Origin of the sequence: Paenibacillus sp. FSL R7-0204, assembly GCF_038002225.1 — a bacterium.
Classification (GTDB): Bacteria; Bacillota; Bacilli; order Paenibacillales; family Paenibacillaceae; genus Paenibacillus_AQ.
On record NZ_JBBOCA010000001.1, the window covers coordinates 5,594,415 to 5,606,997 of the forward strand.

General features: G+C 49.0%; 11 protein-coding genes. 8 read left to right on the forward strand and 3 right to left on the reverse strand.

All coding sequences use genetic code 11. The features are described from left to right. Positions 1–45: 45 nt before the first annotated feature. Positions 46–1,380, reverse strand: coding sequence for a sugar ABC transporter substrate-binding protein (locus MKX42_RS24525; protein ID WP_340755299.1), 1,335 nt, complete (start codon positions 1,378–1,380; stop codon positions 46–48). 896 nt (positions 1,381–2,276) lie between these two features. On the opposite strand from MKX42_RS24525, the gene MKX42_RS24530 reads away from it, so the two are divergent. Then, positions 2,277–4,025 carry an alpha-glycosidase gene (locus tag MKX42_RS24530; protein WP_340755301.1) on the forward strand — a complete coding sequence of 583 codons (1,749 nt, stop codon included), beginning with the start codon at positions 2,277–2,279 and terminating at the stop codon, positions 4,023–4,025. A 528-nt stretch (positions 4,026–4,553) separates the two neighbouring features. Here the strand turns inward: MKX42_RS24530 and MKX42_RS24535 are convergent. Then, positions 4,554–4,805 carry an S-layer homology domain-containing protein gene (locus MKX42_RS24535; RefSeq protein ID WP_340755303.1) on the reverse strand — a complete coding sequence of 84 codons (252 nt, stop codon included), beginning with the start codon at positions 4,803–4,805 and terminating at the stop codon, positions 4,554–4,556. 635 nt (positions 4,806–5,440) lie between these two features. On the opposite strand from MKX42_RS24535, the gene MKX42_RS33475 reads away from it, so the two are divergent. From MKX42_RS33475 to MKX42_RS24555, 5 genes are all read left to right on the forward strand, one after another. Further along, positions 5,441–5,674: a helix-turn-helix domain-containing protein gene (locus MKX42_RS33475; protein WP_445669342.1), complete on the forward strand. Its 234-nt coding sequence runs from the start codon at positions 5,441–5,443 to the stop codon at positions 5,672–5,674. A 28-nt stretch (positions 5,675–5,702) separates the two neighbouring features. Further along, the gene (locus MKX42_RS24540) at positions 5,703–6,209 is read left to right on the forward strand and encodes an IS630 family transposase (protein ID WP_340755305.1); all 507 of its coding nucleotides are present in this window, start codon (positions 5,703–5,705) and stop codon (positions 6,207–6,209) included. Positions 6,210–6,419: 210 nt separating this feature from the next. Next, complete coding sequence (locus MKX42_RS24545; protein WP_340755306.1) at positions 6,420–6,845, forward strand: hypothetical protein; 426 nt, start codon at positions 6,420–6,422, stop codon at positions 6,843–6,845. Between the two features lie 80 nt (positions 6,846–6,925). After that, the gene (locus MKX42_RS24550; RefSeq protein ID WP_340755309.1) at positions 6,926–7,270 is read left to right on the forward strand and encodes an HNH endonuclease signature motif containing protein; all 345 of its coding nucleotides are present in this window, start codon (positions 6,926–6,928) and stop codon (positions 7,268–7,270) included. A gap of 20 nt (positions 7,271–7,290) precedes the next feature. After that, on the forward strand, positions 7,291–7,842 hold the full coding sequence (locus MKX42_RS24555) for an SMI1/KNR4 family protein (RefSeq protein ID WP_340755311.1): 552 nt from the start codon (positions 7,291–7,293) through the stop codon (positions 7,840–7,842). A gap of 120 nt (positions 7,843–7,962) precedes the next feature. On the opposite strand, the gene MKX42_RS24560 is transcribed toward MKX42_RS24555, so the two are convergent. Then, positions 7,963–9,573 (reverse strand): pullulanase-associated domain-containing protein, encoded by a 1,611-nt coding sequence (locus MKX42_RS24560; RefSeq protein WP_340755313.1) that lies wholly within the window; start codon positions 9,571–9,573, stop codon positions 7,963–7,965. A gap of 507 nt (positions 9,574–10,080) precedes the next feature. Here MKX42_RS24560 and MKX42_RS24565 point away from each other — a divergent pair. Both MKX42_RS24565 and pgmB read left to right on the forward strand, forming a co-directional pair. Then, a complete protein-coding gene (locus MKX42_RS24565; protein WP_340755315.1) occupies positions 10,081–11,115 on the forward strand; it encodes a LacI family DNA-binding transcriptional regulator in 1,035 nt (344 codons plus the stop codon). Positions 11,116–11,746: 631 nt separating this feature from the next. Beyond that, positions 11,747–12,409 (forward strand): beta-phosphoglucomutase, encoded by a 663-nt coding sequence (gene pgmB, locus MKX42_RS24570; protein ID WP_340755317.1) that lies wholly within the window; start codon positions 11,747–11,749, stop codon positions 12,407–12,409. The last annotated feature ends 174 nt before the right edge of the window (positions 12,410–12,583 follow it).

Consider the following 12,583-nt stretch of genomic DNA (forward strand, 5'->3'; position numbering starts at 1 on the left):
TGCGGCGGGCAACTCTAATTCCACGGTAAGCTGATGGTTGTGTAGTTACTGGGCGGATGCCCCGTTGTTCAAGTCCTTAATTTGCTCTACGGCTTTGTCCATGGCTGCCTTCGGATCGGCATTGTTATCCCAGATGGCCGGAAGTGCTGCATTCACCGGGCTCCATACGTTCCCCATTTCAGGAATCGAAGGCATCGGCTGGGAGTTCTTCGCTTGTTCGGCAAAAGCGGATACGAACGGATCACCCGTAATCTGCGGGTCCTTCAATGCTTCATTGTTCGTTGGTACGGAACCGATCAGCTTGTTAAGCGTCAGCTGCGAATCTTTGCCGGAAGCAAAGTGTGCATAGAGTTTAGCCGCATTCGGATATTGCGTGTAGGCGTTGACGGTAAAGATTTTGATCCCGGAGAAGGTAATGGCAGTTTTGCCGTCAATGGTAGGAACCGGAGCGATTCCCAGCTTGTCGCCCAGCGCTTCTTTATATCCGGCAAGCTCCCAAGGTCCTGTAATATCCATAGCTACATCCCCGCTGTTGAACAGACTCCGCTTGATATCGGGGTTAATATCACCGCTCTTGATCGGCAAGACTTCCTTCAGCTTCGCAAATTCAGTCAGACCTTTGATCGCACCTTCATTGTTGAGGCCGATGTCGTCCTTGTCGGTACCGTCTTTGCCGAACAGGTAGCCGCCGGTAGTGGCGATGAACGGATAGTTGAAGTACATATTGCCGACTTCCCACATAATGCCGTACCGGTTTTTAGCTTTATCGGTGAACGTTTTGCTGAAGGCAATAACATCATCAAAGGATTTCGGAGCTTCTTTGACCAGAGACTTGTTATAGAACAGCGCATAGGTCTCTGCCGCTCTCGGATAGCCGTACAGCTCGCCGTCATAGGAAGAACCTACGATGGAAGCCTCCGTGTTCTCCGCCTTGGTTTGCTCTGCAAAAATATCGTTTGGAAGCAGCAGGCTCGCGCTGGCCGCCTTGCCGAGATTATCATGAGGTATGACGATAACGTCCGCAGCCAGACCGGAAGGACCATCCTGGGTAAGCTTGCCGACTTGATCCGGCGGGGCTACCTCTTCGATTTTGACCGGAACATTATACTTGGCAGTGAACTGCTTGGAGATTTCTTCGGCGAACTGTCTTTCTTCCTTACTCTCCCAGATCACAAGGGAAGCGCCCTCTTCAGGGACGATCTCACCAGCTGCCGGAGCGTTGTCGCTGCCAGCCCCCGCATTATCCGTAGCTGTGGCACTTTCCGCAGGAGCATTAGTCGCCGCTGCATTTCCCCCGGTATTGTTGTTTGAGCCGCACGCCGAAATTGAGATTGCCATGGAGCACGCTGCGGTGATAACCATTAGTTTTTTGAGATCCATTCCTTTTAACCCCTCCTGTGTGTGTATATCACTTGATTTGATGATGATGCTTCTTTTGACTTGACGATGTAGCTCCCTAATTTGCGCAAACGATTTCAGAAGATTCAAAAAAAATTCTGCTTGCTCCCTGTGCCTCTTCCGAATACGTTATACCCGGTTTAGAAAGCGCTTCATTCCTGAATACATAATACATCAGCAGGCTTGTAGTTGTAAAAACGTTTGCACATAGTAAATTCACTAATATTATGCCATTTACAATGGATAATGTTACCTTTACTCCTTTTATCGCATAATTTCTTTAAATAACTTTGATATACTTCGATTCCAAAATTCAAATCTGCATTTTTTGTCGTATTTAGACGAATTTTGTTGAATAAATGCTAAATATTATCAATTTACAGACTTTGGAAATCGGTTTCCCCCTTCTTAAACTTTGTACAACTGTTTGCACAAACCTCTTGAACCTCATTTTGTTCCGTGTTATAATCCAAACCATCATGAAACACCTCATTCTTCACCAATCTAAAGGCACTGTCCCTTATCGGGTACAACCTCGGCGTAATCTAACCGGCGGTTGTGCCTCTTTGCCATGTGCAGAAACGGGTGCGTAATCTATATAAATTGAACGACTGGTGTTTATGTTTTGGGATTAGCCGTGACTCCAGAGAAGTTTTGGACTTCCAGCCGCTGTTGTATTTAGATTTCCTGATTAGAAACCGCTCTACGCGGTAGAAATCCAAATACAGCCTATGCTTACGGTGCGAGCTTTCCTGCGGAAAGCTTTCAGGCGGGCGCTACCGCTCCTCCAGTTCCAAAATTCCCCTCCGCCACTTTTCCCTTAACTTAACCAGCTAAGTTCAATCTATATAGCCAAACTAAATCTAGGAGGAATTAATATGTTATTAGAAGCCGTGTATCATCGTCCCCGTCTGAACTGGTCGTATGCCTATGATCACAACACCATCCACCTGCGGCTGCGGGCCAAGAAGGGGGATCTGACCGAGGTCTTCGCCTGGGCGGGTGATAAATATGCCTGGGACACCACTAAGGAATTGATTCCGATGACCCTGTTCACTTCCGATGCGATGTTCGATTACTGGGAATGCGAATCGGTTCCGCTCTACCGCAGGCTGAAATACGGCTTCCTGCTGCAGCAGGGCAAAGAGCGCATCTGGATGACAGAGAGTGATTTCCAGAAGGAGCGTCCCGCGAACCCCAACCGGCTGTTTGAATTCCCCTACATAAGCCGCGGTGATGTCTTCACGCCTCCGGCCTGGGTCAAGGATGCGGTGTTTTATCAGATTTTCCCGGAACGGTTCGCTAACGGCAATCCCGGCATAAGCCCTGCTAATGTGGAGCCTTGGGGCGGAACCCCCCGGCCGGATAATTTCTTCGGCGGAGATCTGCAGGGTGTCATAGATCATCTCGACCATCTGACAGAGCTGGGCATTACGGGCATTTATTTCACACCGGTCTTCACTGCCACCACCAATCACAAATATGACACGGAGGACTACATGCAGGTCGATCCGCATTTCGGTGATGTGGCCACACTGAAAAGATTGGTCGATGCTTGTCATGAGCGCGGCATCCGCGTGCTGCTGGACGCGGTCTTCAACCATGCGGGCCGTACCTTCGCTCCGTTCGTGGATGTGCTGGAGAAGGGTGAGGATTCGGAGTATAAGAACTGGTTCCATATCCGGGAATATCCGCTCCAGGTCGTGAACAATATTCCGACCTACGATGCCTTCGCCTTCGAGCCGCTGATGCCGAAGCTGAACACAGAGCATCCTGAGGTGAAGGAATATTTGCTGAAGGTCGCAGAGTATTGGATTAAGGAGGTCGGCATCGACGGCTGGCGTCTGGATGTGGCCAACGAGGTGGATCACGAATTCTGGCGTGATTTCCGCAAAGTGGTGAAGCGTGCCAACCCCGAGGCTTACATTCTGGGCGAGATCTGGCATGAATCAGCCCCTTGGCTGGAAGGCGACAAATTCGATGCCGTCATGAACTACCCGTTCACGGATGCGGTGCTTGACTTCTTCGTCTACGGAACGCTGGATGCGGAAGGCTTCGCCCATTCGATCGGCAGACAGCTGTCCCGGTATCCGCTCCAGGCCAGCGAGGTTGCCTTCAATCTGCTGGGCAGCCATGATACTGCGCGGCTGCTGACTGTGGCAGAGGGCGATAAGAACGTCATGAAGCTGGCTGCGCTGTTCCAGTTCACCTTCATGGGTACGCCCTGCATTTACTACGGGGACGAGATCGGAATGGATGGCGGGGGCGACCCGGATTGCCGTAAATGTATGGAGTGGGACCCGGAGCGGCAGGACCGCGATTTGTTCAACTTTTACCGTAAGCTGATTCAGATCCGCGGCAGCCACCCGGCGCTGCGTACCGGACGCTTCACCTTCCTTGAAGCCGGAGCCGGAGGCAGTAAGCTGGCATACGAGCGCAGTCTGGGCGATGATCTGATCATCGTGCTGATCAATACGGAGGAGACGGTACAGACCTTCCGGCTGGACGTTCAGGAACGCAATTGGGAGAATCTCTGGACCGGCGAAGCGCTCCGCGCCGAACGAGGCAAGCTGTCACTGCGGCTGCCGGCATACGGCTTCGCTGTACTTCAGGCCCAGATGTCCTAAGGTATTGTCAGGTATAAATTTATGGATTGGATCTGCTGTACACGTTTGAACGGGAGCAACTGTACTTTGTACAATGGAATGCTGTAAAAAGCGGCTAACCTACAGACTCTATTGCATTCTGTACACTTGAATTTCAAGAAACGGCCGTTTTTCCGCCCAAATGCAGCATTCAACTGTACGAACTACAATAGCATCCGATTTAACGGCCAATTCGGAGGTTTCTAGTGTACGAAATGCAATTGGTTAGTCAACGTATGCTCCAGACACGTCTCAGATACGATAACGATGGGTTTGGCGGAAGGTAAAGTTAACACGCTGTTGGTTTCTTGCTGCTGTTTTAATTCTTTTTACTCTTTCGGGCAGATGGAGTTGGACAGACTACAGTTAGAAGAGGACTGCTTGCGCAATATTGAATGCATTCACTTCGCATACCGGCAATTACCGGCAACACAAACAGGGTATTCCGCAGCGGCCTTCAGGCTGGCGGAATACCCTGTTTCGTTATGAAGCCGGATTACTTGTACAGGCTTACTGGCTGAGCAGGTTATAGATCACCTGCGCGCTCTCTGCACGGGTCAGCTGTCCCTGCGGGATGAACTGCCGCTGCTCTCTGCCCTCTACTAGCTTCAAGGCTGTAGCAGCATTGACATAAGCTTTCGCCCATTCACGAATGCCGGAAGCATCTGTATATACAGTCGGCTGTACCGCCGCTGCGAGTTTCTCCCTCTGCTTGAATTCAAGGGCATGGACAAGCCCCTCCGAGTGAATGCCCCAGTTCATTCCCTCTCAGCACACTGGCTACCCAAAGCGGCAGCAGCACGGCAGTCATGCCCGACTCTAGACGAAGTTCTGCCTGGCCGTCCTTGGCTGAGCTGAGTTGCACCTCACTGACCTTCAGGCGCTGTACCGGCGTTGACGAGATCTCTCCGGATTCTGCCGATAAAAAATGACGAATTTACCTGGTCCAGGCCCGCCAGATTGATGGCGACCTTCCCGTTAGTCGATGGATAAGTTCGCCACTGGTTATGGAATTAAGTTTATCTGGATAATTAATGGGATGTAGTGGATACAACGTTGACGCAGTTCGAAGTGGAACTTGAGCAACCTTTTCTCGAAATCATATTGGGTAAACGGAGTGAGGTGCAACCTTTATACCGCTATTTATGCGATAGCAAAGGAATATCCTTATCGCATCGAAGCTGTGCGCCCTGGGCTTCGGCAACGGTTAACGGAATGGATTTGTACCATAGGAGAAAATAAGGGATGGAGACAAGATCAGGGATGAAAGGACGAACAGTATATTTAACTGAGTTTGAACGTGAATTATTGTCAGGTTATTTTGATATTGGTAATGAGCCTTGAAGGGAAAGAAAATGAAGCAGCCTTATATCAGACGTCCTATCATATTCTAACCAATGTGTCCAGCAGCCAAGCGACCCTTTGACGTTGGAATCGAAGCCAAGTATACCTGGACGCTTAAGCTGGCCATGCTCTTTGTGGAGCGGGAATTCGGTGAAACCTACACGGAAAATGGTATTTCCGTCTTGTTGCACCGGCTCGGATTTAGCCAAACCAAGACAACCTACACTATGGATCTAGCCGATCCTGCGGGCAAGAAACGTTCAGGTCAGAAATCTTTCCTGCACTAAAAAAGTCAATTAACCATGAAATCGACATTTGCTGTTTGAAGACGAGTGTATGGTTCGGGCCTATCAATCACTGCAATACACCTGGTTTCCTTTAGGCCAGCAGCGAAAGGTGCCGACGTATGGCCAGCATGAAGGCGTAATATTGTTTGGTGTCCTGAACTATGAGACGGAGCACGTCCTTTACCGAGATGGCGAGCGATATGACACCCCGGTACTCCTCCAGTTTCTTGATGCTGTCCTGAAGTCTTATCCGAATGGAAAAATTGTAATGATTCTGGACAATAGCCGGATTCATCATGCTGAACAGGTGCAAGCCTATCTGCAAAAGCATACACGGCTGTATTTTGTTTCCCTGCCAAAGTGCTCACCAGAGCTCAGCTTGGTGGAAGGGCTATGGAAATGGATTAAAAGTGACGTTGTCCACAACGTATTTTACAAGAAGTTCTACCACATTCGCATCAACGTTGCTGCTTTCATGAAAAGCGTCAATGATAATCCGTTGGAGGTCGTTAATCGGCTTTGTATAAGAATGTAATTCAAAAGTTCAGTCTATATAGCGTGGATAAGGTGTTGCGAATGGGAGAGAAGTGCTCTTAGAATCATCAGCATTTAAGACAATCGAGGTGATCACATGATTGCTTGTCTATTCACAATGGACTACTAAATTCCCCTACTAAACAATGAAGAGGAATTTATGGAATACAAAAGGTGAATTCCATGAATTCTATTGCAAAAGGAGACATTTATGAAAAAGACAGTGAAGTATATTTTAGTATTTTGTCTACTATTGTTTGCATTCCCTAGCAGTATTTTTGCCGAAGAGGTTACAGGATCTGATTTAACCGCCCCTAATAATGTTACTAGAGATCTTGTTGCTGAAGAGAAGCTTCCAACATTTGCACTAGTTTTTAACGGGGATGATCAGATAGGCTCAAAACAAATTGGAATAAATCAAAAAGTTGACATGGAAGCGTTGAAAAAAGAGTTCTTATCTACCCCAGATCCTTTAAATAAGGCTGACATTGAAATGTCAAGTAAAAACAAACTTTTTTTTGATAGAGATGAACCTGGATTGACTCCTATTTCCAGCCCACAAGCACTAACACCTGATGGTATCTCGGTTGTACTTGTAAGATCAGGACTTGTCGTAAACAATACTCAAAATCATTAACATATTACTACTCAACTTATTCAAGTATGTATGGAATTTGGACTGATCCTAACGGTGGATTATCTACTGCTGGAGATACAATGACAGAATCTGAGATACTCTTAAACAGCTTAGGTCAGCAATATCCAACCTGGAGAAATGTTGATGTTCTTGGGTTTTTAAATTCCACTATGCCAAGCACAGCACAATGGGCAACGGTTCCTTCTTCAGTTACCGCAGCCCTTCGCAATACCTTTGATAGCACAGTGAGAGCTAAATACAAAACCTATTATGATCAAAATTATGGATACGTAAATTGGGTTCCTACAATTGAAATTCACCATATTCGTCCGTTACAATTTGGAGGAGGAAATGATTTTTCTAACTTAATACCACTTCATGCGGATATTCATGCTAAATTTTCCTTCTGGTTTCAGTACTATTAATTTATTGAGGGGAGGGCAAAATGTCAAAATTAATTATCGCATCTTTAGAAGCTTTAAAAAAGGTGATTTGTAATAACAAAAATATTCACATTCAAAGAAATTTAGGATTCCAGCTTTCATGTACCTTCTCATTCTCCAAGCCCGTTTCATTGGAAGAAATCGAGGATTTCGAGGCAGAGACAGACTTAAAGTTGCCTGATGATTATAAGTTCTTTTTGTCTCTTCACAATGGAATGGAATTGTATAAGGATGTTGAAGAATCAGCTCCTCATTGGCATATTTATGGGGTGGATGAAATTATTGATGCCTTAGAAAAGTTTCCTACCCCTGAGAATGTGTATGTCATTGCAAAATTCAGTGAGACATTAATTTGTGTGAACAGCGATTATGTAAAGCAAGGCAGAAAAGACTATATTTTTGACCAATCAATTTACACCTCTACTCGTGATAATGGTGATCCACTTAATTTGAATTTTGAACTTTGGTTAGATCGATTGCTGGTATCACAGGGGGATCAATTTTGGTTGTGGAATGGCATCACACCTGAAAATCTTAATGAATATTTTCCTTAAATACTCCCCCACTCAGTTGACGCTTGAAGTGGTAGATTTTTGCAAACAGGAGAGAAACATCTTCTTGTATAGCAAGCGATCCCTCGTTTTTTGCAGTTTTATTGTTTTTAAGGGTAGCGGTTAAACCGCTACCCTATTTATGTTGTAGGAATCATTCTCGTCACGGTTATGGTGCGTCCCGCACGATGCAAAACTCCAAACTCGAACCGCAAAATTCTTTGCTTTAGAGTTCGTTGTGCTGAGATCGACAATCGCCGCCTTGCCAACCGTATCGCCGCCAGCGCCTGCTTCCCCTGCCGTATTCACTGTGAACACGGCCATCGACTTGGCATAAGGATCAAGCACCTGCCGGGTGACCGAATCATTGGTGACCTCATACTGGTAGTAGAAGCCTCTCACATCATCAGCACCGGGAGCTCCATCAAGATCAGCGGCTCTCAGCCGGGCCGACCAGACACCTTTCTCACCAAGGGTCAGCTCCACACGGCCAACCGTGCGGTCAGCATCCGCTGCATCGTATACCATGGCAGTCACAGAGCTTGCCTTGGGCGCCCACAGCTTCAGCGTTGCCGAATGATTGTCCTGATGATACGTGGCTCCCAGATCATCCCCGGTGTAACTGTACATCTCATCGAGCATTCTCCAGCCGGTGGAAGCGGATACCGTTGTCCCGGCGTAAGTTACACGGAGTGAAATCTTGCCCAGGTCAAAAGCACCAGTAGCCACCTCCAGGGTGCCTCCGCCCGTAATCGTCACCGCTGTGACCGGAATGGCCGTCCCTTCCGCATCCTTCACGGTAATAGCGGTCTTCAGCGCAGCAGGGTCCAGCCCGTCCGTCATAGTGAAGCCCAGCACCAGCTTGCCGGCAGACAGCACCTCAGCAGACAACAGGCCAATCGGCGTCTCGCCGAAAGGAGAAGTGTAGACGTTCGGATCATTCTCCTTCACCCATAGCTGATTGTAGCGGTCCAGCAGTGTAAAGCTTTTATTCTCATTGCCTGCCGGACTATCCTTGTCACCGCTTACAGGCTTCATGACGATGAAGCTAATCGTCTTCGCGTTCTCCTTGAGCGGGATGTCAACGTAAGCACCGTAGGCATCCTTATGCTCCGGTGCGAACGGAGTTGCGCCCTTAGGCCATCCTTCGGAAGGCGAGGCTACATCGTCCCACAGCCACAGGCCGTACTGGCTCTGATTGTTATCCGCACGCGAATAATGAATCCGCACCGTATTCTCCGGGAGAGACACCGGCTCGTAAGGCGTCGCCAGATTGGAGCCTTCTTTGATCCAGACTTCGTTGGTCTCTGGAGTGCCGATCAGGAAGGTCTTGTCGCCGTTCTCCATCTCCTTGACTCCGCTGACGCGGTTAACCACGAGGAAGGAGACCGACTTCGCCCCTTCTTTGACTGGCAGATCGACATATACGCCGTAGGCATCCGTCTGTCCCGCCGGGAAGGGGACCGCACCCTTCGGCCAGTCTGCGGACGGGGAAGCCACATCTCCCCAGGTCCACAAGCCCAGATCAGCATAATTGCCGTCCACACGGTGGTAATGAACCCGCAGGTGCCCCGCCGGAACCGGCTGTAACTCACCTTCTCCGGCAGGAGCGGTATACAGAGCGGAAACACTATGGTCCGCTACGCTGTACTGGAACGTTACCGGAAGCTTCGCAGGCAGCTTAAGCTCCTGTGCAGGTTCAGGGTAAGCCGTCCCTTCCCTCCTTACGGACAAACAATGTAAGTACGGCCGCCTAAGGCCAACAAAATAACTTCGAACCTCCTTCTCCTTAAGGTAAAAGCACTTCAAACCAATCTGATTCAGCACAAAATATGCGCAAACGTTTGCAAGAAGAGGTATAGTGAACTGATTGCTGGAATCAACCGGAGAACGGCTCTTAAATCTTCCGTAAAACCAGCCTTTGTAAGCGATTGCTGCAATTCGTTAACATACTAATCTCCCGGCAAACTAATTGTCAACTACTTATTTTTTGAAAACTGATTCGCAATCACAAATTTTATTTGCACATTTTTCGCACAAATTTCTTCCTCGAATTGCACAGATTTGCGCAAATTCCGATACTATTTCCAGACTCGGAATGGCTAAAGCATCTGCGCTGCATGCTGCTCAGAACGTACAAGCTGCCGGGATTGCGCCATACACGAGGTTTCACTATTTACAATCCTCCCCACTTCGATTAATATTACTGTGTAAAGCAAACGGTTCCATTAGGAGGTTTCTATGACAGTTACCATTAAGGACGTTGCCAAGAAAGCGGGAGTCTCTCCCTCCACGGTGTCCCGGGTGTTGTCAGGCCATCCCAGAATCAGCTTAGAAACTTCCCGTAAGGTCAAAGTGATTATGGAAGAAATGGGCTACACCCCGAACATGATGGCCAAAAGTCTGGTATCCAAGACCACTAACAGTATCTGCATCATTCTTCCAAAACCGGCTGAAGAGCTGTTCTCCAATTTGTTTTTTATGGAATTAATCCGTGGGATCCTCACTCAGTCCAGCCGGTCCGGCTATGATGTGCTGATCAGTTCCGGGGCGAACGAGAAGGAGGAGCTTGAAGCTGTCTCCCGTCTGCTCAAAGGACGCCGTGTGGACGGCGTTATTCTGCTGTATTCCCGTAAAGACGATTCGGTGATCGATTTTCTGCAGTCGGGCGGTTATCCCTTTGTCCTGGTTGGACGGAGCGACCGCTACGAGGATATTCTGTCAGTGGACAATGATAATATCATGGCCGCCTATGATGCGACGAATCATCTCATCTCCATGGGACATGAACGCATCGGCTTCGTCAGCGGCCCGCCGAACCTTATCGTTTCACGCGACCGGCTGGAGGGTTACCGCAAGGCCATGCAGGGTAAGAATCTTACAATGAAGGATGAATGGATTGTTGAAGGCGAATTCCTGCAGGACAGCGGCTATAGGGCGATGTCCTTCTTCATGAATCTTCCGAACCGTCCGACAGCACTTGTCGCGGTGGATGATATGGTCTCATTCGGGGTACTCCGCGGATTGAACGAGCTGAAGTACAAGGTCCCTGAGGATCTGGCGATTGTCAGCTTCAACAATATCCCGCTCTCCGAGCTCTCCAGTCCTCCGATCAGCAGTATTGATATCGGGATTTATCATCTTGGCTATACGGCCTCACAGGTGCTGATCCAGAACATTCAGAAGCCGGATAATCAAGACGGTTATACGAACCGTTTTGTCATTCCCCACCGTCTAATCGTACGGGAGTCCTCTATGCATGCTCCGGGAAATTAAGACATGTACAAGAAAATGAATGAAGCAGACTTACGCTTCATTTATTTTTTGGAGCTTTGTACAAACGTTTGCGCTAATTAAGTTCGGAATGCTGCTGGCAGGGGTACCTCCCACTGCCCCTACTGTTGCTGGCGGCTCTGCTTGTGCTAAACCGCAGATACGATTACGGGGATTTCCTCTGCCGCTGCTGGCGATGAGGTTGATGGTGACGTGGTACTGAAGCAAGTGATGGCGCTGGGGCTGATACACACTTATGGGATTTTCCCTGTTCGGCCCTCAGTGCAGTGGAATGTTGTACTTTGAGCAGGATTTCCGCCAGCAGGGCTTGTTCCACACAGGAATGTTGCACGTTTTGCAGGATTCCCGCCCATTTGGTGCGCAACTCACAAGAGTTGTTGTAATTTGTGCAAGAATTTCGCCAGCGGAGCATGATTCGCAAAGAAATGTTGCACTTTGTACACGATTCTCGTCCATAGGGTGGCCACTCACCCCGACTATTGTACTTTGAGCAGGATTTCCGCCAGCAGCGGGACTTTTTCCGCACAGGAATGTTGCACGTTTTGCAGGATTCCTGCCCATTTGGCGGGTTGCCCATCTCAATTTGTTCACTAATCATTTTAGGAGGTTCAACATGTCAGATATCAAAGCCTGCCTGTTCGATCTGGACGGCGTTCTCGTGGACACTGCCCGGTACCATTATATTGCTTGGAGGGAGCTGGCCGAAGAGCTTGGATTTGTCTTCACAGAGCAGGATAACGAGCGGCTCAAGGGCGTCAGCCGGACCGCTTCGCTGAATATCCTGCTGGAGATCGGCGGCATCACGCTTGGCGAAGATGACAAAGCCAGACTGGCGGAACAGAAGAATAACCGCTATGTCGGGTATATCGCCAAGATGGACAGCTCGGAGATTCTCCCCGGCGCCCTGGACTTCCTGAAGGAATGCCGGACAGCCGGCATCAAGGTAGCCCTCGGCTCAGCCAGTAAGAACGCGATGACCATCTTGAACAATACCGGCCTGACCCCATACTTCGATGCCATCATCGATGGCACGCATACCAGCGCGGCCAAGCCGGACCCGGAGGTCTTCCTGCTGGGGGCGAAGGCTCTGGACACCGCTCCCGCACACTGCGTCGTCTTCGAGGATGCCGCAGCCGGCATCCTGGCCGCTTCCCGCGCCGGTATGCGCAGCGTAGGCATCGGCTCCCCCGAGACACTCAGCGGAGCAACACTAGTAGTCCCTTCCCTTCAGCAGCTCACTGTTGTCACGCTGAAGGAATCTTTTGCCTCTGTGTGACGAATAGTAACAGAGCCTGAGCCTAGCCGTGAGCCCTTCCGCTCAAACGGCATCTCTAGTCCGCCGGACAGCCTAACTGTACTTTGTACAACTATATTGCCAATTTATCCCCCGGTTATCGGCTTAGTTGTACTTTGTACAATTAAGCTATCACTTTTAAGCTGATATGACCTT

Coding starts and splice junctions, on each gene's coding strand:
- MKX42_RS24525 (WP_340755299.1), bottom strand. CDS start 1,380: ATGGATCTCAAAAAACTAATGGTTATCACCGCAGCGTGCTCCATGGCA.
- MKX42_RS24530 (WP_340755301.1), top strand. CDS start 2,277: ATGTTATTAGAAGCCGTGTATCATCGTCCCCGTCTGAACTGGTCGTAT.
- MKX42_RS24535 (WP_340755303.1), bottom strand. CDS start 4,805: ATGAACTGGGGCATTCACTCGGAGGGGCTTGTCCATGCCCTTGAATTC.
- MKX42_RS33475 (WP_445669342.1), top strand. CDS start 5,441: ATGTGTCCAGCAGCCAAGCGACCCTTTGACGTTGGAATCGAAGCCAAG.
- MKX42_RS24545 (WP_340755306.1), top strand. CDS start 6,420: ATGAAAAAGACAGTGAAGTATATTTTAGTATTTTGTCTACTATTGTTT.
- MKX42_RS24550 (WP_340755309.1), top strand. CDS start 6,926: ATGACAGAATCTGAGATACTCTTAAACAGCTTAGGTCAGCAATATCCA.
- MKX42_RS24555 (WP_340755311.1), top strand. CDS start 7,291: ATGTCAAAATTAATTATCGCATCTTTAGAAGCTTTAAAAAAGGTGATT.
- MKX42_RS24565 (WP_340755315.1), top strand. CDS start 10,081: ATGACAGTTACCATTAAGGACGTTGCCAAGAAAGCGGGAGTCTCTCCC.
- pgmB (WP_340755317.1), top strand. CDS start 11,747: ATGTCAGATATCAAAGCCTGCCTGTTCGATCTGGACGGCGTTCTCGTG.